The sequence below is a fragment of the Herbidospora sp. NBRC 101105 genome, assembly GCF_030269205.1.
Lineage (GTDB): Bacteria > Actinomycetota > Actinomycetes > Streptosporangiales > Streptosporangiaceae > Herbidospora > Herbidospora solisilvae.
Map to the genome: position 1 here is coordinate 535,271 of NZ_BSSX01000007.1, position 20,356 is coordinate 555,626.

The 20,356-nt window shown below is 71.2% G+C and carries 20 protein-coding genes; 15 read left to right on the forward strand and 5 right to left on the reverse strand.

The features are described 5' to 3' along the window. Positions 1-98 precede the first annotated feature (98 nt). From QSK34_RS29225 to QSK34_RS29240, 4 genes are all read left to right on the forward strand, one after another. The gene (locus QSK34_RS29225) at positions 99-353 is read left to right on the forward strand and encodes a DUF6504 family protein (RefSeq protein WP_161482120.1); all 255 of its coding nucleotides are present in this window, start codon (positions 99-101) and stop codon (positions 351-353) included. After that, positions 353-3,733 (forward strand): DNA polymerase III subunit alpha, encoded by a 3,381-nt coding sequence (locus tag QSK34_RS29230; RefSeq protein ID WP_285588673.1) that lies wholly within the window; start codon positions 353-355, stop codon positions 3,731-3,733. The genes QSK34_RS29225 and QSK34_RS29230 overlap by 1 nt, the downstream gene beginning before the upstream one ends. Before the next feature lie 90 nt (positions 3,734-3,823). Further along, positions 3,824-4,612: a HipA family kinase gene (locus QSK34_RS29235; RefSeq protein ID WP_285588674.1), complete on the forward strand. Its 789-nt coding sequence runs from the start codon at positions 3,824-3,826 to the stop codon at positions 4,610-4,612. 13 nt (positions 4,613-4,625) lie between these two features. Beyond that, entirely contained in the window at positions 4,626-5,507 is an 882-nt protein-coding gene (locus tag QSK34_RS29240) for a DUF3037 domain-containing protein (RefSeq protein ID WP_285588676.1), read from the forward strand. A gap of 25 nt (positions 5,508-5,532) precedes the next feature. Here QSK34_RS29240 and QSK34_RS29245 read toward each other — a convergent pair whose 3' ends face one another. Both QSK34_RS29245 and QSK34_RS29250 read right to left on the reverse strand, forming a co-directional pair. Beyond that, positions 5,533-6,135: a hypothetical protein gene (locus tag QSK34_RS29245; RefSeq protein ID WP_285588679.1), complete on the reverse strand. Its 603-nt coding sequence runs from the start codon at positions 6,133-6,135 to the stop codon at positions 5,533-5,535. A gap of 68 nt (positions 6,136-6,203) precedes the next feature. After that, positions 6,204-6,836, reverse strand: a complete 633-nt coding sequence (locus QSK34_RS29250; RefSeq protein WP_030456734.1) for a response regulator — start codon at positions 6,834-6,836, stop codon at positions 6,204-6,206. Between the two features lie 58 nt (positions 6,837-6,894). Here QSK34_RS29250 and QSK34_RS29255 point away from each other — a divergent pair, with 58 nt between their 5' ends. Together QSK34_RS29255 and QSK34_RS29260 are read left to right on the forward strand one after the other, a co-directional pair. Further along, a complete protein-coding gene (locus tag QSK34_RS29255) occupies positions 6,895-7,389 on the forward strand; it encodes an RNA polymerase sigma factor (RefSeq protein ID WP_285588681.1) in 495 nt (164 codons plus the stop codon). After that, positions 7,386-8,363, forward strand: a complete 978-nt coding sequence (locus QSK34_RS29260; protein ID WP_285588683.1) for a hypothetical protein — start codon at positions 7,386-7,388, stop codon at positions 8,361-8,363. Before QSK34_RS29255 ends, QSK34_RS29260 begins: the two co-directional genes overlap by 4 nt. On the opposite strand, the gene QSK34_RS29265 is transcribed toward QSK34_RS29260, so the two are convergent. Together QSK34_RS29265 and QSK34_RS29270 are read right to left on the reverse strand one after the other, a co-directional pair. After that, the gene (locus QSK34_RS29265) at positions 8,360-9,352 is read right to left on the reverse strand and encodes an LLM class F420-dependent oxidoreductase (protein ID WP_285588685.1); all 993 of its coding nucleotides are present in this window, start codon (positions 9,350-9,352) and stop codon (positions 8,360-8,362) included. The genes QSK34_RS29260 and QSK34_RS29265 overlap by 4 nt on opposite strands. A gap of 9 nt (positions 9,353-9,361) precedes the next feature. After that, positions 9,362-10,033: a FadR/GntR family transcriptional regulator gene (locus tag QSK34_RS29270; RefSeq protein WP_285588687.1), complete on the reverse strand. Its 672-nt coding sequence runs from the start codon at positions 10,031-10,033 to the stop codon at positions 9,362-9,364. 69 nt (positions 10,034-10,102) lie between these two features. Between QSK34_RS29270 and QSK34_RS29275 the strand changes: the two genes are divergently transcribed. The 8 genes from QSK34_RS29275 (at position 10,103) to speB (ending at position 17,926) form a co-directional block, all read left to right on the forward strand. Further along, entirely contained in the window at positions 10,103-10,807 is a 705-nt protein-coding gene (locus QSK34_RS29275; RefSeq protein ID WP_285588689.1) for a (Fe-S)-binding protein, read from the forward strand. Next, complete coding sequence (locus tag QSK34_RS29280; RefSeq protein ID WP_285588691.1) at positions 10,804-12,192, forward strand: lactate utilization protein B; 1,389 nt, start codon at positions 10,804-10,806, stop codon at positions 12,190-12,192. Before QSK34_RS29275 ends, QSK34_RS29280 begins: the two co-directional genes overlap by 4 nt. Then, on the forward strand, positions 12,189-12,755 hold the full coding sequence (locus QSK34_RS29285; RefSeq protein ID WP_285588693.1) for a LutC/YkgG family protein: 567 nt from the start codon (positions 12,189-12,191) through the stop codon (positions 12,753-12,755). Before QSK34_RS29280 ends, QSK34_RS29285 begins: the two co-directional genes overlap by 4 nt. Positions 12,756-12,771: 16 nt before the next feature. Continuing rightward, on the forward strand, positions 12,772-13,848 hold the full coding sequence (locus tag QSK34_RS29290; RefSeq protein ID WP_285588695.1) for a GNAT family N-acetyltransferase: 1,077 nt from the start codon (positions 12,772-12,774) through the stop codon (positions 13,846-13,848). Between the two features lie 86 nt (positions 13,849-13,934). Next, entirely contained in the window at positions 13,935-14,825 is an 891-nt protein-coding gene (locus tag QSK34_RS29295) for a sirohydrochlorin chelatase (RefSeq protein ID WP_081898935.1), read from the forward strand. Next, entirely contained in the window at positions 14,825-15,919 is a 1,095-nt protein-coding gene (gene cobC / locus QSK34_RS29300) for an Rv2231c family histidinol phosphate aminotransferase CobC (protein WP_285588700.1), read from the forward strand. The genes QSK34_RS29295 and cobC overlap by 1 nt, the downstream gene beginning before the upstream one ends. Beyond that, positions 15,903-16,928 (forward strand): nicotinate-nucleotide--dimethylbenzimidazole phosphoribosyltransferase, encoded by a 1,026-nt coding sequence (gene cobT, locus QSK34_RS29305; RefSeq protein WP_285588702.1) that lies wholly within the window; start codon positions 15,903-15,905, stop codon positions 16,926-16,928. The genes cobC and cobT overlap by 17 nt, the downstream gene beginning before the upstream one ends. Further along, complete coding sequence (gene speB, locus QSK34_RS29310; protein ID WP_161482134.1) at positions 16,925-17,926, forward strand: agmatinase; 1,002 nt, start codon at positions 16,925-16,927, stop codon at positions 17,924-17,926. Before cobT ends, speB begins: the two co-directional genes overlap by 4 nt. Before the next feature lie 10 nt (positions 17,927-17,936). Here speB and QSK34_RS29315 read toward each other — a convergent pair whose 3' ends face one another. Beyond that, entirely contained in the window at positions 17,937-18,890 is a 954-nt protein-coding gene (locus QSK34_RS29315) for a CHRD domain-containing protein (protein ID WP_285588703.1), read from the reverse strand. Positions 18,891-19,107: 217 nt separating this feature from the next. Here QSK34_RS29315 and cobA point away from each other — a divergent pair, with 217 nt between their 5' ends. Continuing rightward, positions 19,108-20,340 carry a uroporphyrinogen-III C-methyltransferase gene (gene cobA, locus QSK34_RS29320; protein WP_285588704.1) on the forward strand — a complete coding sequence of 411 codons (1,233 nt, stop codon included), beginning with the start codon at positions 19,108-19,110 and terminating at the stop codon, positions 20,338-20,340. Positions 20,341-20,356: the final 16 nt, after the last annotated feature.

Consider the following 20,356-nt stretch of genomic DNA (forward strand, 5'->3'; position numbering starts at 1 on the left):
GCGTTCAACGTGCTGAGAACATATGTTCGATACAGCACCGCCCGCCCCTTCCCCCGGGTGGCGATCACAGGCAACTGGGAGCCATCGGGAGAAGGTCCGTGAGCAGACTGTATGGCGATCCGATCGAGGTGTGGGTCCGAGACGGCCGGCCCGTCAGGTTCGTCTGGCGTGACCGGCTCTATGTGGTCCGGCAGATCCTCGACCACTGGGTGGTGGCCCGGGAGTGGTGGAAGACCTCCGCCGCCGACCCCGGCGAACGCCGCTTCTGGCGGGTGGAGGCGCAGTCGGGCACCTACGAGCTGCGCTACGACACCGCCACCGACGCGTGGCTGCTGCTGCGGGCGTGGGATTGATGGGACCGTTCCAGCACCTCCATGTCGCCTCCGCCTACTCGCTGCGCTACGGCTCCGCCTTCCCGGCGGCCCTCGTGGCCCGCGCGGTCGAGCACGGCATGGACGCCCTCGCGCTGACCGACCGCGACGGCCTGTACGGCGCGATCAAGCACGTCCGGGCCTGCCACGCGGCGGGCATCGGGGCCGTCGTCGGAGTGGATCTCGCGATGTCGGACGAGGACGACCGCATCGTCGTCCTGGCCAGGCGCGACGGCTGGGCCGACCTCTGCCGCCTGGTCACCGCCGCCCACTACGCGGGCGAACGCGGCACCCCCCGGGTCACCATGGACCTCGTCGGCCGCCACGCCGCCGACGGCCGCCTGATCGTGCTGCTCGGCCCGCGTTCGGAGGTCGGCCGCGCGGTCGCCGCCCGCCGCGACCAGCAGGCTCGTGACCTGCTGCAACGCTGGCGTGCGGCGGTGCCGGGCACGGCCGTGGAGATCGTCGACCTCTACGGCTACCGCGACGTCAACACCGCCACCCACCTGCTCGCCCTGGCCGACTCCCTCGGCCTGCCCGCGATCCTCACCAACGCGGTCAGGCACCTCGACCCGGCCGACTACCAGGTGGGCAACGTGCTCGACGCGGCCAGGAAGCTCGTCCCGCTGCACGGCCGGCACGTGGAGTCGTCGTCGCACGCCTACCTGAAGAACGCCGAGGAGATGGGCCGCGTCGCCCTGCGCGTGTGCGGCGGCGACCGGGCGCGGGCGACCCGGCTGCTCGGCGTGACCCGGCGGGCGGCCGAGGCGTGCGTGCTCGACCCGGTCGAGATCGTGCCGCTGATCGACGAGGTCGACCCCCGGCTGCATCTCCCGGAGATCGGCAGCGACCCGGTCCCGCTGCTGCGCCACCGCTGCGAGGACGGCCTGCTCGACCGGGGCCTCGGCCGGTCGCGGGAGGCGCGCGACCGCCTGGCCGCCGAACTGGCGATCATCGAGAAGAAGCGCCTGTCGGGCTACTTCGTCGCGGTCGCCGGGATCACCGACATGATCCGCGGCATGGGCGTGCGCTGCGCGATCCGGGGCTCGGGCGCGGGCAGCCTGGTCAACTACCTGATCAAGATCGGCGAGGTCAACCCGCTCGACCACGGCCTGCTGATGGAGCGTTTCCTGTCCGAGGGCCGCGTCGGGCTGCCCGACATCGACGTCGACGTCGAGTCGGCCCGCCGCCTCGACTGCTACCGGGCCATCCTCGACCGGTACGGCGAGTCGCGCGTCGCCTGCGTGTCGATGATGGAGACCTACCGGGCCCGCAGCGCCATCCGCGACGTGGGGGCCGCGATGGGCCTGCCGCCCCACGAGATCGACGCCATCGCCAAGGCGTTCCCGCACGTGCGCGCCAAGCAGATCCGGGCCGCCCTCGACGACCTGCCCGAACTGCGCGACAGCGGCCTCAACGACCGGGCGCTGGAGACGGTCTTCCGGCTGGCCGAACGCCTCGACGGCCTGCCCCGGCACATCGCCCTCCACCCGTGCGGCGTGCTGGTCGGGAACATGGGCCTGCGGGGCCGCACCCCGGTCGAACGCAGCCTGCTGGAGTTCCCCATGTCGCAGTTCGACAAGGACGACGTCGAGGACGCCGGCCTGCTGAAGCTCGACGTCCTGGGGGTGCGGATGCAGTCGGCGATGGCCTACGCGCTCACCGAGATCAAGCGGGTCGACGGAGTCGAGGTGGCCCTCGACGAGGTCCCGCACGACGACGCGGCGACCTACGACATGGTGCGCGAGAGCCGCACCATCGGCTGCTTCCAGATCGAGTCGCCCGGCCAGCGCGAACTCGTCGCCAAGCTCGAACCCCGCACCATGCACGACCTGATCGTCGACATCTCGTTGTTCCGCCCCGGCCCGGTCAACTCCGACATGGTGACCCCCTACCTGGAGTCGCGGCACGGCTTCCGCCAGGCCCTCTACCCCCACGCGGAGCTGCGCCCGGCGCTGGCCGAGACCAACGGCGTGGTGGTCTTTCACGAACAGGTCCTGAGGGTCGTCGACGCCATGACCGGCTGCGGCCTGTCGGAGGCCGAGAGGATCCGCCGCTCGTTGTCGTCTCCCGACGGCCGCGCCCGGGTCCGGACCTGGTGGGAGATGAACGTGCGCCCCGAGTTCGACGCCGCGACGGTCGAGGCCACCTGGCGTGTCCTCGACGCGTTCGGCGCCTTCGGCTTCTGCAAGGCCCACGCGGCGGCCTTCGCCCTGCCGACCTACCAGTCGGCCTGGCTGAAACGCCACCACACGGCCGCCTTCTTCGCCGGCGTCCTCACCCACGAACCCGGCATGTACCCCAACCGCGTCATCCTCGACGAAGCCCGCCAGTGCGGCGTGGAGGTCCTCCCCCTGGACGTCAACCGCTCCGCCCGCGACTGGCGCGTGGAGAAACTCGGCCCGGCGGCCGGCGACCCGCCGCTCTTCGGCCGGGGCTACGGCCTGCGTGTCCCCTTCTCCGCCATCAAGGGCATCAGCGAGGCCGAGGTCGACCGCATGATCGCCGGCCAGCCGTACGTGTCGATGGCCGACTTCTGGGAGCGCGCCCGCCCCTCCCGCCCGGTCGCCGAACACGTCATCGAGGTCGGCGGCCTGGACGCCCTCCACGGCCTGCGCCCGGGAGAACCCCGCTGGCGCCCCGGCCGCCTGACCCGCCGCGACCTCATGGCACAGGTGGGCGCCCTCGACCGGGCGGGCGGCCAGGGCTCGGGCCAGCTGCCGATGGGCTTCGCCGACCACGTGGTGCCCGGCGAACTCCCGGAGATGAGCGAGGCGGAGGCGGTCGAGGCGGAACTGAGCGTCCTCGGCATGGACGTGACCCGCCACGTGATCGCCTTCCACGACGACCTCCTCGACGCCCTGGGCGTGGTCCGAGCCCGCGACCTGCTGAAACAGCGCAACGGCGCGGAGATCCTGGTCGCCGGGGTGAAGGTGGCCACCCAGACCCCGGCGGTCCGGTCGGGCCAGCGGGTCATCTTCACGACCCTCGACGACTCGACGGGCCCGATCGACCTGACGTTCTTCGAGTCGGTCCAGGCCCACACGGCGGCGACGGTGTTCGGTTCGTGGCTGATGGTGGCGCGGGGGGTGATCCGGCGTACCGGCCGCCGGGGCGTCTCCATGCGGGCACTGCACGCGTGGAACCTGCCGGACCTCGACCGGGTGTGGCGGACCAGAGGCATCGAGGCGGTCAGGGAGATCCTGGCCGACCGGCCGGAGGAGGGCCGCGGGGCCGTCGGCGGAAAGAAGATCACCTACGAGAACGGGTACGAACTGTCGCCCTACGCCGACCTGGGAGTGAAGGAACCGCAGAGGGTGTTGTGGCACGCCAGCATGGGCAGCTCGGGCAAGGTCGCCTGATCTTTTCTGTAGCCGTCTGCCTACTTTCCGCACATGCCGGGCAAAGGCTGCATTACTCTGCTGCGGTCACCGGGGTGCGAGAGGTAGGACGTGGTGGTCGATCAGCGGAGCTGGGCGGGCCTGCTTCATGGTCGCCACGACGATTTCGAGACCCTCTCGGTGAAAGCCGTCGTCGGCTCCGGAAACGCCTCCTTCGCCGGCCCTTTCGACGTCGTCGCTTCGGACAACCGCCGATACTTCGTCAAATGTCTCGGCGGCTGTCCTCCCCATGCTCAGGCCACGATCGCCATTGAACATGTCGTCTCGAAGGTCGGGCGGCTCATCGACGCACCGGTGTGCGACACCAGCCTGATCAGGATTCCCGAGGAACTCGCCGGGTGGCCGATGGCCTTCGGAAAGCTCCAGCCCGGCATCGCGCACGCGAGTGTGGCTCTCGGCCATGCCATCGAGTGCCGGCAAACCCTGTCGGACCGGGCGAAGGATGACAACACCCGTCGTCACGTGGGCGTCTACGCCCTCTGGGACTGGTGCTTCGGCGACGATCCCCAGTGGCTTCACGACCTCGATCACGATCACAGTTGCTACAGCCATGACCACGGTCTCTATCTGCCGCCCAACGATGGAACGATCCGTAGTCGCTATCTCGTCGAAGCCGTGAACGAGCCGAACCTGCTCCCGGATCCTCCTGACGGTCTGGATCCGGAAGCGGTCGAAAGGGTAGCAACTGCACTAGACGCAATAAGTCGCGATGCTCTCGTCACTGTTCTGTGTGGCGTGCCAGCATCGTGGCCAGTGGACGACAACGATCTGGAGACACTCGGCTGGTTCCTCGAACACAGGGCGCCGGCCGTCGCCGATCGCATTCGCAGGCTGATCTGAGGAGGTGGGTCCAATGAGTCGCTACGTCTACTCGATTGTGCGCTGTCTCCCCGATCCGCGCACCGGCGAATTCGTGAACGTGGCCGCCGTCGCAGGCGATCCCGTCGCCGGAGACTGGTCATACCGTCAGCTGAGCAACCTGGAGCGGGCCCAGCGGTTCGCCGGACGCACGGCTCTCGAACAGGTTCTGGGGTCTCTGCTCGACCTGGACGAGCAGATCCACCGGCACCGGGAGAGCCTGCTCGCGGATCACGGCCAATTGATCCCCGACGACTGGCTGGACCGGCTTCACCGCGACCACCGCAATGTCATGCAGTTCAGTCCTCCAGCGCCGATACTGGCCGACAGCGCGGAAGACGCGCTGGCCGTGATCTTCGATCACATGCTGATCGATCCGGTAGCGCCCGCCCGCCCGCCCTCGATCACCCGCTACGAGCTGCAACGCACCATGCGGCAGGCGTTTCATCGTGCGGAGATCCCAGAGGACTTCGTCCGTTCCCGCGTTCAGATCTATGTCAGGGAGAAGCTGCACTCCCCGGTCGACTTCGCCATCGCCAACGGGCGCGTCGTCCAGTTGAGCCAGGCGTGGTCGTTCCGTCTCGCACAGGTCGACGAGGTGCCGCTCAAGGTCATGGCCTGGGGATACGCGCTCCAGCGTCTCCGTAGCGGAGACGACGCGAAAGTGGTCGACGCCGCCGGACGCGTCAGTGAGATCAGCCGGAACGTCGACCTGCAGGTCATGATCGCCCCGCCGGAGACGAACGAGCAGGTCGCCGCTTTCGAGGAGGCGCAGCAGGTGTTCAAGGACGTCGACGCGGAGGTGCGCCTACCGGCCGCGGTGGACGACCTCGGTTCCAGAGCCGCTGAACTGGCCCGCACACTCCATCGTTTCTGAACAGGCCGACCGCGATCCGAGCGGGCTACTTCGACGAGGGTGACAGCGCGGCGATCACCTGACGGGGAAGGCGGAGTGTGCGCGGGGACGAGACCTCCCAGACCGTCGCCGCGCACAGCAGGGCCGTCACCCCCGCCGCCGTCAGTTCCCGCACGCCCACCCCCGTCAGGTTCGTGTGGGAGGCGTGGCTGTCGGCGAGCAGCCAGATCGTCGTCAGGCCGGCCACCCACCACGCCGTCAGCAGCACCAGCCAGCGGGCCCGTGACCCGTTGGCGCGTTCCCGCCAGGCCTGGTCGGCGAGCAGGACGGGCCCCACCAGGTTCACCGGCGGGACCAGCCACGCCGCCGTCGCGGTCAGCCTCCGGACGCCGGCCGCCGACGCGAGCCAGCTCAGGTAGGCCGCCGCCGCGAACACGGTCGTCACGACCAGGGCCATCACCAGGACGGCGAAGACGGTCACGTCGCCGACGACCGCTTCGGCTCCCGGGGCCTTCGGGTCTCCGCCGAAGGCGGCGATCTGCAGGGCGAGGTCCTGGCCGCGGAGTTCCTCGAAGGCCACCAAAGCCGCGAGGGAGGCGATCTGGCTGGTCAGCGCGGCATAAACCCCGAACGCGGATCTCTGTGGCATGCGCACGGAACTCTCCCCCCGGTGTTACCTGACCCCTTCGTTTCCAGGGAGAACCTCCGCTAATCCGGTCAACTCACGACACCGGACTCCCACGCCCACGCGGCGACCTCGACGCGGTTCCGCAGACCCAGTTTGGTCTGGACGCTGGCCATGTGGGTCTTGACCGTCGACAACGAGACGAACAGCTCGGCGGCGACCTCCTGGTTGGTCTTCCCGCGGGCGACCAGCCGCACCACGTCGAGTTCCCGGTCGGTGAGCGATTCGGGCGGGCTGACCGGCTGGCGTGGACGGGAGAGGTGGGCGAGGAGCCGTACCGTCACCGAGGGGGAGACCAGCGCGTCGCCCGCCGCCGCGGCGCGGACCGCCTCGATGAGCAGGGCGGGGCCGCTGTCCTTCAGCAGGAAGCCGCAGGCGCCGGCCCGCAGCGCGCCGTAGACGTAGTCGTCGAGGTCGAACGTGGTCACGATGACCACCCGCAGAGGGTCGGGCACGCCCGGACCGGCCAGCAGGCGGGTGACCTCGATGCCGTCGAGCTTGGGCATGCGGATGTCGAGCAGGCACACGTCAGGGCGCAACCGCCGGGCCTCGGCGACGGCCGCCGCGCCGTCGGCCACGGTCGCCACCACCTCGATGTCGGGCTGCGCGTCGAGGATCATGCGGAAACCCGTGCGGACGAGCTCCTGGTCGTCGGCTATCAGCACCTTCACGCCCGAAATGATGTCATGTGTAATCCGGGCTCCACTGGCGGGACTACTGGGTGTGGACGATCCAGAGACACGATTCACCGACCTCTACGACCGGCACTACCGGGCCGTCCTCGGGTACGCCCTGCTGCGCGCCGAGCGGGCCGCGGCCGAGGACGTGGCAGGGGAGACCTTCCTGATCGCCTGGCGGCGGTTCGCCGACCTGCCGCCGGAGCCGTTGCCGTGGCTGCTCGGGGTGGCCAGGAACCTGCTCCGCAAACAGCGCGACTCGGGCATCCGGGCCGAACGGCTGCTCGCCTACCTGCCGGCCCGCGCCGCGCCCGACGTCGCCGACCAGGTCACCGAACGCGAGGCGGCACTCATCGTGCTCGCCGCGATGGCGGAGGCCGACGCCGAGGCGCTGATCCTCACGAGCTGGTACGGCCTGACGCCCCGCGAGGCCGCGAAGATCGCCGGTTGCGCCACCGGCACGTTCACCGTCCGCCTGCACCGTGCGCGCCGCCGCCTCACCGAGGCCCTGCGCCCCCGAACCCTCCAGGAGCAATCATGATCGACGACCTCGTGCGGAGCCTGCGGCCCGACGACGTGACCGAGGAGTCCTACCAGGCCCGACGTGCCGACGACCTGAGAAAGGCGTTCGCCGTGCGGCCCGAGCGCAGGCGCCGGACCCCGCTGCTCGCGGCGTCGGGCCTGCTCGCGGCGGCGGCCGCCGCGTTCGTGGTGTTCGCGCCGTCGACGACGGTGGCCCACCGGCCGGCTCCGGTCCCGGTGGACACGCCCGTGCTGACCGCGCGCAGCGTCCTGCTGGCGGGGGCCGAGACGCTGGAGAGGGCGCCGGCCGAGACCGGGACGTACTGGCATGAGAAGGTCCGCACCTTCACCTCGCCCCTGGACGGCGTGGTCGTCGCCTCGACCGGCGAGACCTGGTACGACGGCCGGAACGGAAGGATCGGCCCGGTCCGCGACGTGCAGACCACCTTCGCCGACGAACGCGCCGAGAAGGCCTGGCGCGCGAAGGGCAGGCCCGGCCTCCCGGAGACCGCCGCGGCGCGCTCGTTCACGGGCCTGGTGCTGGCCGTGGGGATCGGCACCAAGCAGGTCCGGCAGGACGACGTGAAGAAGCTCCCCGCCGACCGCGCCGCCCTCCAGAAGTGGCTCGACGAGGCCCGCCCGTCCGGCCAGGACGCGGGGTCGTTCACCTTCGGCGCCGCCCGCCACATCCTGACCTCGCCCGCCTCCAACACGACCCGCGCCACGCTCCTGCGCATCCTGGCCGACCAGCGCGGTCTCCGCCTGGATGAGAACGCGACGGACCCGATCGGCAGGCCGGGCCTGTCGATCACCGACGCGACGGGCGACCACACGCTCGTGGTCGACCCGGCGACGGCGAAGCTCCTGGCGTACGTCTACAACGGCGAGGACGAGCAGCCGGTCGACACCCCGCCGGGCACGATGATGATCCCGGCCCAGAAGGGCACCGCCTACGCCTACCTGGAGACGGGCTGGGCCGACCTGCCCCGTTAGCCGACGATCTCGCGGATCGTCCGCAGATCGTCCTCGTCTCGGGGGCCCATGACGAGCAGTGACGTCACCGGGCTGTCGCGCCACGGTGCCAGGCGTTCCCTGATCCGGCCCGGCGGGCCGATCAGGGAGATGCCGTCGGCGAGGTCGTCGGGGATGGCGGCGAAGGCCTCGTCGCGGCGTCCGTCGAGGAAGAGGCCCTGGATGCGGGCGGCCTCCTCGGCGAAGCCCATGCGGCCGATGACGTCGGCGTGGAAGTTCCGCTTCGACGACCCCATGCCGCCGATGTAGAGGCTCAGCATCATCTTGACCACGTCGAGCCCGGCCCTGACGTCGTCGGTGATCAGGGTCATGACCATGGCGGCGACGTCGAAGTCCGTCGCGCGGCCGGCGAGCGCCTTCCCGTACATGGACTCGATCTCGGACGGGACGGCGAACAGCGGCAGCCAGCCCTGCCCGATCTCGGCGGCCAGCGCGACGTTCTTCGGGCCCTCGGCGCCCAGGTAGACCGGGATGTCGGGGCGCAGCGGGTGGGTGATCAGCTTCAGCGGCTTGCCCTGGGGGAGCGGCAGCGGGTAGTGCGGCCCGTCGTTTGTAACAGGTTCCTCCCGCCGCCAGATCTTGCGCATGATCTCGACGTACTCGCGGGTGCGGGCCAGCGGGCGGGCGAACGGGACGCCGTACCACCCCTCGACCACCTGGGGGCCCGACGCCCCGATCCCGAGCAGCAGCCGCCCGCCGGTGAGGTGGTCGAGCGTCATCGCGGTCATCGCGGTGGCGGCGGGAGTACGGGCGCTGAGCTGCACGACCGAGGTGCCCAGCTTGATGCGGGAGGTGCGGGCGCCATACCAGGCCAGGGGGGTGAAGGCGTCGCTGCCGTAGGCCTCGGCCGTCCACGCCGAGTCGTAGCCGAGCCGTTCGGCGGCCTGCACGAGAGCGGTGGCGTCGGAGGGGGAGCGCTGCCAGTAACCGAGGTTCAGACCCAGCTTCATACCGCGAAACTAGAACACGTTATGACTCGGCGAAAGCCCGGGATAGGCGCGGGCCAGATGGGCGGTCACCGCCTCGACCGCCTCGGCGGCGTCGCCCGCCTCGATCGCCCGGTGGATGCGCCGGTGGTCGGCCTGGAGGTCGCCCGTGTGGCCCAGCCTCCGCACCGCCTCGACCGCGTTCGACACCAGCGCGTCGCGCAGCGCCCGCAACACGGCCGACAGCAGCCGGTTGCCCGCCGCGTCGGTGAGGGCCACGTGGAAGGCGATGTCGTGGGTCACGAACTCCTCGGGCGAGGTGGCGGCGTCCATGGCCGACAGGGCCTCGGTCATCGCGGCGGGCGCGGCGGTCACCCGTGCGGCCGACCAGCGTTCGATCATCAGCCGGGTGTCGAGGACCTCCCGCGCCGACATCGTCGTCAGCCCCAGGTTCAGCCGCAGCAGGTCGGCCAGCGTCCCGTCGGGCCGCGAGATCAGCACGGCTCCCGCGTCGGGTCCCCGCCCGACCTGCGACGACACCACGCCGAGGGTTTCGAGCACCCGCAGCGCCTCGCGTACCGACGAGCGGCTCACCCGCAGTTGCTCGGCCAGTTGCCGTTCGCCGGGCAGCCGGTCGCCGACCGTCAGACCGTCGGCCGCGATCCGCTGTTCGATCTGGGCGAGAACCGTCTCGAAGGTCCGCACCGTGTTCCCTCCGCCGGAAAGGTGTATGGTCTGACCATATTTGGTCTGACCATACCTGCGGGAGTCCCGGTGCGGGTCGCGCTCTTCATCACCTGTGTCAACGACACACTCTTCCCCGGCACGGGGAAGGCGGCCGTCGGGCTGCTGCGGCGGCTCGGGGTCGAGGTCGACTTCCCCCTCGCCCAGACGTGCTGCGGACAGATGCACCTGAACACCGGCTACCGCGACGAGGCGGTCAGACTGGCCGATCGGTTCACGGCCACCTTCGCCGGTTACGACGCCGTCGTCGCGCCGAGCGGCTCGTGCGCCGCGATGGTCCGCGAGCAGTACCCCCACCTCGGCATCGAGAACGTCCCGAAGGTGTACGACCTGTCGGAGTTCCTGGTCGACGTCCTGGGCGTCACCGACGTGGGCGCCTACTTCCCACACAAGGTCACCTACCACCCGACCTGCCACTCCCTGCGCGGCCTGAAGGTGGGCGACAAGCCGTTCCGGCTGCTGGAGAACGTCCGGGGCCTGGAGCTGGTCCCGCTGCCGGGCGCCGAGGAGTGCTGCGGCTTCGGGGGCACCTTCGCCGTCAAGAACCGCGACGTCAGCGCGGCGATGTGCGCCGACAAGATCGGCAACGTGATGAAGACCGGCGCCGAGGTGCTCTGCGCCGCCGACAACTCGTGCCTGCTGCACATCGGCGGCACGCTCAAGCGCCAGAAGTCGGGGGTACGCGTGCTCCACCTCGCCGAGATCCTCGCGTCGACCGAGGAGAACGCCGGATGAGCGGCGTCTTCGTCGGCATGCCCGCGTTCCCGAAGAACGCCGCCAAGGCCGTGCAGAACAGTCAGCTCAGGTTCAACCTGCGCAAGGCCACCCACACGATCCGGGGCAAGCGCGCCGCCGTGGTGGGCGAGCTCGACGACTGGGCCGAGCTCCGCCAGGCCGGTAAGACCATCAAGGACCACACGCTCAGGAACCTCGACCGCTACCTGGTCGAGCTGGAGGAGAAGGTCACCGCGGCCGGGGGCGTCGTCCACTGGGCCCGCGACGCCGCCGAGGCCAACCGGATCGTGACCCGCCTGGTCAAGGACACCGGCGAGACCGAGGTCGTGAAGGTCAAGTCGATGGCCACCATGGAGATCGGCCTCAACGAGGCGCTCGCCGAAGAGGGCATCGAGGCGTTCGAGACCGACCTCGCCGAGCTGATCGTGCAGCTCGGCGACGACTTCCCGTCCCACATCCTGGTCCCGGCGATCCACCGCAACCGGGCCGAGATCCGCGAGCTCTTCCTCAGGAAGATGGCCGGGGCCCCGAAGGACCTGACCGACGAGCCGCGCGCCCTCGCCGAGGCGGCCCGGCTCTACCTGCGCAAACGCTTCCTGGAGGCCAAGGTCGCCATCTCGGGGGCCAACTTCATGATCGCCGAGACCGGCACGCTGGTGGTGCTGGAGTCGGAGGGCAACGGGCGCATGTGCCTCACGCTGCCCAAGACCCTGATCAGCGTGGTCGGCATCGAGAAGCTGCTGCCCACGTGGCAGGACCTGGAGGTGTTCCTCCAGCTGCTGCCGCGCAGCTCCACGGGGGAGCGCATGAACCCGTACACCTCGATGTGGACCGGCGCGACGGAAGGCCAGGAGTTCCATCTCGTGCTGCTCGACAACGGGCGCACCTCGGTCCTGGCCGACAAGGTGGGACGCCAGGCGCTGCGGTGCATCCGCTGCTCGGCCTGCCTGAACGTCTGCCCGGTCTACGAGCGCGCCGGCGGGCACGCCTACGGCTCGGTCTATCCGGGGCCGATCGGGGCCATCCTGACGCCGCAGCTCAGGGGCATGGACAGCGAGCTCGACCGGTCGCTGCCCTACGCGTCGTCGCTCTGCGGCGCCTGTTACGAGGTCTGCCCGGTCGCCATCGACATCCCGTCGGTGCTGGTCGACCTGCGCGCTAAGGCGCGGCACCCCCGTACCGAGAGAGCGGGCATGGCCGCCGCCGGGTGGGTCTTCGAGCGGTCGAAGCGGCTGGCCAAGGCGCAGCGGTTCGGCGGGCGGATGCGCAGGCTGGTGCCCAAGCGGCTGCCCGGCCCGCTGTCGGCCTGGACCGACACCCGCGACATGCCGGAGATCCCCGCCGAGTCGTTCCGCGACTGGTGGATCAGGGAGGGGAAGTCATGAGTGGGGCGGCACGCGAGGTCATCCTGCGGCGCATCCGGTCGGCCGTCGAAGGCGCGCCCGAGGCCGGGATCGTGCGCGGCTACCGGGGCGCGACCGGCGAACCGGGCGACGTGGAGCTGTTCGCCGAACGGGTGCGCGACTACAAGGCGATCGTGCACGTCGTACCGCGCGCCGAGGTGGCCTCGACCCTGGCCCGGATCACCGAGGGCAGGGTGCTGACCGTTCCGGCAGGCTTTCCTTCCGATATGTACGCCCCCTCGGAAGGCGAACCCGACGGAGTGGTCTCCACCTGCGCCGTCGCCATCGCGGAGACCGGCACGATCGTCCTCGACGCCGGGCCCGGCCAGGGCACCCGCGCGCAGACCCTCATCCCCGACTACCACCTGTGCGTGGTGCGCGACGACCAGATCGTGCCGAACGTGCCCGACGCGATCGCCCGCCTCGACCCCACCCGGCCGCTCACGTGGATCAGCGGCCCCTCGGCCACGAGCGACATCGAGCTGAACCGGGTCGAGGGCGTGCACGGGCCGCGCACGCTCGAGGTCGTCATCGCCATCGGGTAGTCGTACGGTATTGGGCGTGTTCGACGAGCGCCTGTCCATCGCCACCGACCGGCTCGTCCTGCGGAACTTCCGCCCCTCCGACCACGACCAGGTCCGGGCGATCGTGCAGGACGGCGCCCACCCGACCGCGCTGCCGCCGGGAGCCCCCGGTTACGCGGGCGGGATCGTGTCGTGGCTCGTCAACGGCGTCCACGAACTGCGCCGGTCGGGCCAGGGCATCCACCTGGCGATCGAGCGCCACGGCCGCATCGTCGGAGCGATCAGCCTGTTCAAGACCCACTGGGGCGCCGGCACGACCGAGGTCGGCTACGGCGTGCACCCCGACCACCGGGGCAACGGCTACGCCCCCGAGGCCCTCGGCGGGCTGGCCGCCTGGGCGCTCGGCCCGGCCCGGCTGCGGCGGGTCGAACTGCGCGCCATCGCGGGCAACGCCGCCTCGATCCGGGTCGCCGAGAAGGCCGGGTTCACCCGCGAGGGACTGCTGCGCGGCGCCGGGTTCGAAGACGACGGGCCCCATGACGTGGTCGTGTTCGGCCTGCTGCGCGGCGACCGGCCGGGCGGGTTCCCCTCCCGGCTGGCGGGCGACCGGCTGGAGCTGCGGCCGTTCGCCAAGCGCGACGCGTTCGACGTGCTGGCCGCCGTGCGCGACGACCCCGAGATCGCGCGCTGGATGCCGTGGGCGGTCGACTACACGCTGGAGAAGGCGCTCGACTGGACCACCCGCCAGGCCCACACCGACCGGCGGCAGACCGTGACCTACGCCCTCGAACCGGTCGAGGGCGGGCGGCTGGCCGGCGCGGTGTCGGTGGTGCGGGCCGACCGCGAACGCGGCGACGCCGAGATCGGCTACTGGATCTCGCCGTGGGCGCGGCGGCAGGGGTACGCCGTCGAGGCCGTCCGCACCCTCACCGCTTTCCTGTTCGCCCAGGGGTACGCGCGGGTCCAGTTGATGATCGCCGTGGGCAACACGGCGAGCCGGAAAGTGGCCGAGAAGGCCGGTTTCGCCGAGGAAGGCGTTCTGCGCGGAGCCATCCCGATTCCGGGCGGCAGGGCCGACACGGTGGTTTACGGTCTCTTGATCGGTGAGCTCTGAGCTGGGCAAACCTAGGAAGAATGCCCCATTGCACGACAAGCTCGGCTATCTTTGCGGAGCAGGTCAAGCCAGGGGAGATCGTTGAGATGAGACCGCCGCTGCTGCTCATCGGGCACGGCACGCATGACGATACCGGCGTAGCCGAATTCGGCCGGTTCGTTCATCGGCTCCGTTGCCGCCTCGACGGCGACGTCGCGGACGTCTCCGGCGGCTTCGTCACCGGAGCCCGGCCACCGCTCGCCGATTCCGTCGCCTCGCTCGTCGCGCGCGGCCACCACCACCTCGTCGCCCAGCCGCTGAGCCTCACCGGCGACCGCGCCGCGCTGGGCGACATCCCCGGCACGCTGGCGCTGGCCCAGGAGCTCCACCCGACGCTCGGCTACGACCTGGGCCGCCCGCTCGGCCCCGACCCGCGCATCCTGGAACTGCTGGCCGAACGCCTCGCCGACGCCGCGGCCGACATGCCCACGTTCGTGCGCGGCACCTTCGTCGAGGAGCCCGAGCCGATCGCGCTCAGCGAGACCGCCGTCGTCCTGGTGGGCCACGGCTCGCCGAGCACGTCGGCCAACGCCGAGGTCCACCGCGTGTCGCGGCTGTTCTGGGAGACCCACGCGGCCGACTACCTGACGGTCGAGACGGCCTACGTGTCCCACGCGCGGCCGGGCGTGCCCGGCGGCCTGGAGCGCTGCCGCCGCCTGGGCGCCAAGCGGGTCATCGTGCTGCCCTACGTGCTGTTCGCCGGCGGCGTGCTGGAGCGCATCTGGGCCCAGGCCCTCGCCTACGGCGCCAACCACGAGGGCCTCGACATCCGCTGCGCCGAGGTCATCGGCGACTGCGAGGGCCTGGCCGACGTGGTCATCGACCGCTACGAGGAGGCCCTGGCGGGCGCCGCCGCGACGACGGCCCGCCAGCGCTACGCCCAGGCCCTGGCCACCGAACGGCTCCAGGAGATCTTCCCGGTCCCGGCCCGCGTCTGATGCCGGTCGCGTCCGACGACTGCGGGTCCACCGATCACGAGCCCGATCAGGCCGGGCAGCACGTGGTCGACCACCACGGTCTCCGCCATCACGGGGACAGCGAGGTCGGCCCTGGCCTGGTGGATCTGGCGGTGAACGTCCGGCAGGGCATGCCGCCGGAGTGGCTCCGCGAGATCCTCATCTCCTCGATGTCGGAAATCTCGGCATATCCGAACGCGGAACGGGCCACCCGGATCGTCGCCGAACACCACGGGCGGAACCCTGATGAGGTCCTGCTCACGGTGGGCGCGGCCGAGGCGTTCACCCTGCTGGCCCGCGTCTGCGCCACGGCCAAGCCGGTCGTCGTGCATCCTCAGTTCACCGAGCCCGAGGCGGCGTTGCGGGCCGTCGGGCTGGTGCCCGACCGGGTGGTGTTGCCCGAGCCGTTCGTCCTGGACGCCTCACTCGTCCCCGATGAGGCCGATCTGGTGATGATCGGCAATCCGACCAACCCCACGTCTGTTCTGCACCCTGCCGCGACGATCGCCAAGCTCGCCCGGGAATGGCGCTACCTGGTGGTCGACGAGGCGTTCGCCGACTGTGTGCCCGGAGAGCCGGAATCGCTGGCCTCGGTCAGGTTGCCCGGTCTGGTGGTCGTCCGCAGCCTCACCAAGACCTGGGGCCTGGCCGGGCTCCGGATCGGTTACGTCATCGGCCCGCCGGAACTCGTCGCCGCGATGCGGGAGGCGCAGCCGCTCTGGGCGGTCTCCACGCCCGCGCTGGCCGCCGCCGAGGCGTGCGTCTCGCCGCGCGCTCAGGCCGAGGCCGCTCGATGGGCCGAGGAGATGGCGGGGAGGCGGCAGGTCCTCGCCGACGGCCTGACGGCTCTGGGGGGTTATGTGGTGCCGGAGGCCCGGGGCTCCTTCGTCTGTGTACGCCTCCCGCACGCCCTCCGCCTCAGGACCCTCCTCCGGGAGAAGGGCTTCGCCGTCAGGCGGGCCGACACCTTCCCGGGCCTGGGCCCCGAGTGGCTGCGCGTGGCCGTGCGCGACGATGAGACGACGGCCGCCTTCCTGGCGGCCCTGAAGGAGGCCCGCGATGATCTCCCCGCTTGACCCCGCCGCCATGGCCGAGGCCGGCGCCCACCACGACCGCCTGACCAAGCCGAGGGGCGCGCTCGGCGCTCTTGAGGACGTGGCCGTGCGGCTGGCGGGCATCGCGGCGGTCTCGCCGCCGCCGCTTCCCGAGCCGGTGGCGCTGGCGATCTTCGCGGCGGATCACGGCGTACACGCGCAGGGGGTCTCTCCCTGGCCCCAAGAGGTGACCCAGCAGATGGTCGCCAACTTCCTGGCCGGCGGTGCGGTGGCGAACGCCTTCGCGGGCCAGGTCGGCGCGTCGGTGACCGTGGTGGACGTGGGCGTCAACGGCGACCTGCCGGACGCGCCCGGCCTGGTGTCGCGCAAGGTGAGAAGGGGCACCGCCGACCTGTCGCTGGGCCCCGCGATGACCGACGCGGAGGCGCGGCAGGCCAGGGCGGCCGGCGCCGAGGTGGCCGAGCGGCTGGTGGCGCAGGGGGCCCGGTGCCTGGTCACCGGCGACATGGGCATCGCCAACACGACGGCCTCGGCGGCGCTGATCTGCGCGTACACGGGCAAGGAGCCGGGCGAGGTCACGGGACGCGGGACCGGGATCGACGACGCCATGCTCGCCCACAAGATCGCGGTGGTCGCCCGGGCGCTGGAGGTCAACCGCGGCCTCGACCCGCTGGCTGCGCTGGGCGGACTGGAGCACGCCGCCATAGCCGGATATCTGCTGAAAGCCGCGGAGTTGCGGATCCCCGTCATCCTCGACGGCGTGATCGCCGGAGCGGCCGCGCTGGCCGCCGCCGCGATCGAGCCCGACGCGACCGGCTACTGGATCGCCGGCCACCGTTCCGCGGAGCCCGGCCACACCGCCGCGCTGGCCCATCTCGGGCTGCGCCCGCTCGTCGACCTGGAACTCCGCCTGGGCGAGGGCACGGGCGGTCTGCTCGCCCACCCGCTCGTCGTCGCCGCGGCCCGGGTGCTGCACGAGGTCGCCACCTTCGACGCCGCCGGAGTCACCGACAAGGAGGACCTCGCATGACCCGCTACGGCCCCATGTACGGGCCCGACATCACCTTCCTCGGTGTCGACCGCTGCGACCTGACCGACCCCGCCTCGTTCGAGGGCGCCGACGTCGTCATCCTGGGCGCCCCCTTCGACGGCGGCACCAGCCACCGCCCCGGCGCCCGGTTCGGCCCGACGGCCATGCGCCAGGCCTGCTACATGGCCCACGACGGCTCCCGCCCGAGTCTCGCCCTGCGGGTCGACGGGCTCAGGGACATCCGGGTCCTCGACGCCGGCGACGTCGAGTGCTTCTCGGGCGACCTGGAGAACTCGATCCGCGACATCGAGGCGGCCGTGCACACGATCGCCGCCTCCGGCGCCATCCCGGTCGTCCTGGGCGGCGACCACTCGATCGCCCTGCCCGACGCCCGGGGCGTGGCCCGCCACCACGGCTTCGGCCGCGTCTCGATGATCCACTTCGACGCCCACGCGGACACCGGCGACATCGAGTTCGGCCACCTCTACGGCCACGGCCAGCCCATGCGCCGCCTGATCGAGTCGGGCGCCATCCGGGGCGACCGGTTCCTCCAGATCGGCCTGCGCGGCTACTGGCCCGGCCCGGAGGTCCTGTCGTGGATGGCCGGGCAGAACATGCGCTCGTACGAGATGACGGAGATCGTCCACAGAGGCCTGTCCGAGTGCCTGACCGAGGCCTTCGCCATCGCCCTGGACGACTGCGACGGCATCTTCCTGTCGGTCGACATCGACGTCTGCGACCCGGGCCACGCCCCCGGCACCGGCACCCCCGAACCGGGGGGCCTGTCGGCCAGGGAGCTGCTCGACTCGGTGCGGCGCATCTGCTACGAACTGCCGGTCGTCGGCCTGGAGGTCGTGGAGGTCGCGCCGCCCTACGACCACGCCGACATCACCGCCCTGCTGGGCAACCGGGTCGTGCTGGAGGCCCTGTCGGCGATCGCCCGCAGACGGTCGGGCGAGCCGTGGGACCCCCGCCAACCCCTGCTCGACGGTCGCTGACCAGGCCGGTCTACCAGCCGCCGCCGTGCAGCTGGCCGCGCACCGCGCCGCCGGGGAACTCGCTGGTGTGCAGGTTGGTGTACCAGTTCTTCGGGTTCTTCTTGATGCCCTTGGCGACCGACGACGAGGCCGTCCCGGTGCCGGCGATGCCGTTCACGCCCGCCGGGAGGCCCGAGGGGGCCGAGAAGAAGTCGACGACGACCGGGCCGTTCTTGCCCTTGGGCGCCTTGTGGATGTGCGCGAGGGTCGGCTGCGCGATGTTCTTCCAGACCGTCGCGAAGTGGACCTTGGTGCCCTTCACCCAGACCAGCCAGACGGCCTTGCCGTTCTTGTCGCCGACCTTGGTCCCGGCCGCCGGGACCTCCTGCCGGCCGTCGGCGATCGCGGTGAGCGTCGAGCGCGAGCCGGTGGCCAGCACCGTGTCGAGGTGGACGGGCTTGATGCGGTGGAGCTGGGCCCGCACGGCGCCGCCGGGGAACTCGCCGGTGTGCAGGTTGGCGTACCAGCCGGCGGGGTTGTTGCGGATCCGGTTGAGCAGGGCCCCGTCGTTGACGGTCACGCTGCCCTTGACCGCGCTCAGCGTGCCCGGCAGGGCCGACCCCATGAAGAAGCCGATCTTCACGTCGCCGTTCCTGCCCTTCACGCCCTGGTGGATGTGGAAGGCGGTGGGGGCGGCGGTGCCCTGCCAGCGGACGGCGTACTCGACCTTGTTGCCGTGGATGCGGAACACCGCGAGCGCGATGCCGTCCTTGTCGCCGACCTTCGTGCCGGGGGCCTTGACCTCGTTCTTGCCGAGCAGCGTGGCCGCGAAGTAGGCGTCGGGAGCCTGCTGTACGGACTGGGCGCCGCCCTGCGCGGAGGAGGAGCCGTGGCCGGGGTGGGCGGCGGCGGGGGCGGCGGCGGTCGCGGCGGTGATCGCGGTGGCGGCGAGGGCGAGACCGGGGACGATGAGCTTGCGCAGCATTTCGGGCAACTCCTGTTTTGTCGCTTCTGGGTGCTTGCGGATGACAGTAGGAGTTGCGATAAGCGCCGTTCTGTGGTCAATTACCCACTCGACGGCAGTGTGACCGAGGTCACTACTTTGGGTGGGACAAGACCGATACCGGCGATCTCTTGAGTCGCGTCACAGGTCAGCCGGTAGGTTTACTGCCTAACGAAACCTGTGCCACAACGAGGGAGAAATGGCCCCCTATCTGCTCGGCCTGCGGCTCGACGGGCGGCGGGTGCTGGTCGTCGGTGGCGGCCGGGTCGCCCAGCGCCGCATCCCCGCCCTGCTCGATGCCGGTGCCGCGGTCACGCTGGTCTCGCCCAGTGCGACGCCCGCGCTCGACGACCTGATCGCCGACGGCCGCGTCACCTGGGAACGCCGCCGCTACCAGCCGGGCGACGTCGACGACGCCTGGCTGGTGCACGCCTGCACCAGCGACCGCGCCGCCAACGCCGCCATCGCCGAAGAGGCCGAGGCCAAGCGCATCTGGTGCGTCCGCGCCGACGACAAGGACGCCTCCGCGGCCTGGACCCCGGCCAGCGGCCGGGTCGACGAGATCGGCGTCGCGGTCACCGCCGGGGGAGACCCGCGCCGGGCGGCCGGCATCCGCGACGCGGTCGTCGACGCGATCCGCGACGGCGCCATCGACGCCCGCCGCCACCGTGACAAGCCCGTCGGCGTCGCCCTCGTCGGCGGCGGCCCCGGCGACCCCGGCCTGATCACCGTCCGGGGACGCCAGCTTCTCGCCCAGGCCGACGTCGTGATCGCCGACCGGCTCATCCCGCGTTCCCTGCTCGACGAGCTCTCCGCCGACGTCGAGCTCATCGACGCCGCCAAGGTCCCCTACGGCCGGTTCCTGCCCCAGGAGAAGATCAACGAGCTGCTCGTCTCGCGGGCCCTCGACGGGAAGTTCGTGGTCCGCCTGAAGGGCGGCGACCCGTTCGTCTTCGGCCGGGGCGGCGAGGAGATGCTCGCCTGCGCCGAGGCCGGGGTGCCCGTGACGGTCGTACCTGGGATCACCAGTGCGGTCGCGGTGCCCGCCGCGGCGGGCGTGCCGGTCACCCATCGGGGCGTCAGCCAGGACTTCCACGTCGTCTCGGTGCACGTCGCCCCCGGACATCCGGCCTCGACCGTCGACTGGCGGCTATTGGCGGGATCAGAGGGAACCCTGATACTGCTGATGGCCGTGGAACGCATCGCGGAGATCGCCGACGCTTTGCAGCGTGAGGGACGTTCACCGGAAACTCCCGTAATGGTGGTACAGGACGGTACTCTTCCCACCCAGCGGGCGGTGCGCGCCACCTTGCGCGACGTGGCTGAGCGCGTCACCTCCGCGGGCGTACGGCCACCGGCGATCGTCGTCGTCGGCGACGTCGTCAAGGTCGGTCAGGAGATCGAGATGGTGCGAGCGGAGCGAGCCCGATGAAGGCTGCCAACCAGAC

What these genes read in the sequence shown, in the direction of transcription:
- QSK34_RS29230 (WP_285588673.1), top strand. Translation starts at nt 353, where the DNA reads ATGGGACCGTTCCAGCACCTCCATGTCGCCTCCGCCTACTCGCTGCGC.
- QSK34_RS29240 (WP_285588676.1), top strand. Translation starts at nt 4,626, where the DNA reads ATGAGTCGCTACGTCTACTCGATTGTGCGCTGTCTCCCCGATCCGCGC.
- QSK34_RS29245 (WP_285588679.1), bottom strand. Translation starts at nt 6,135, where the DNA reads ATGCCACAGAGATCCGCGTTCGGGGTTTATGCCGCGCTGACCAGCCAG.
- QSK34_RS29260 (WP_285588683.1), top strand. Translation starts at nt 7,386, where the DNA reads ATGATCGACGACCTCGTGCGGAGCCTGCGGCCCGACGACGTGACCGAG.
- QSK34_RS29265 (WP_285588685.1), bottom strand. Translation starts at nt 9,352, where the DNA reads ATGAAGCTGGGTCTGAACCTCGGTTACTGGCAGCGCTCCCCCTCCGAC.
- QSK34_RS29280 (WP_285588691.1), top strand. Translation starts at nt 10,804, where the DNA reads ATGAGCGGCGTCTTCGTCGGCATGCCCGCGTTCCCGAAGAACGCCGCC.
- QSK34_RS29285 (WP_285588693.1), top strand. Translation starts at nt 12,189, where the DNA reads ATGAGTGGGGCGGCACGCGAGGTCATCCTGCGGCGCATCCGGTCGGCC.
- QSK34_RS29295 (WP_081898935.1), top strand. Translation starts at nt 13,935, where the DNA reads ATGAGACCGCCGCTGCTGCTCATCGGGCACGGCACGCATGACGATACC.
- cobC (WP_285588700.1), top strand. Translation starts at nt 14,825, where the DNA reads ATGCCGGTCGCGTCCGACGACTGCGGGTCCACCGATCACGAGCCCGAT.
- cobT (WP_285588702.1), top strand. Translation starts at nt 15,903, where the DNA reads ATGATCTCCCCGCTTGACCCCGCCGCCATGGCCGAGGCCGGCGCCCAC.
- speB (WP_161482134.1), top strand. Translation starts at nt 16,925, where the DNA reads ATGACCCGCTACGGCCCCATGTACGGGCCCGACATCACCTTCCTCGGT.
- QSK34_RS29315 (WP_285588703.1), bottom strand. Translation starts at nt 18,890, where the DNA reads ATGCTGCGCAAGCTCATCGTCCCCGGTCTCGCCCTCGCCGCCACCGCG.
- cobA (WP_285588704.1), top strand. Translation starts at nt 19,108, where the DNA reads ATGGCCCCCTATCTGCTCGGCCTGCGGCTCGACGGGCGGCGGGTGCTG.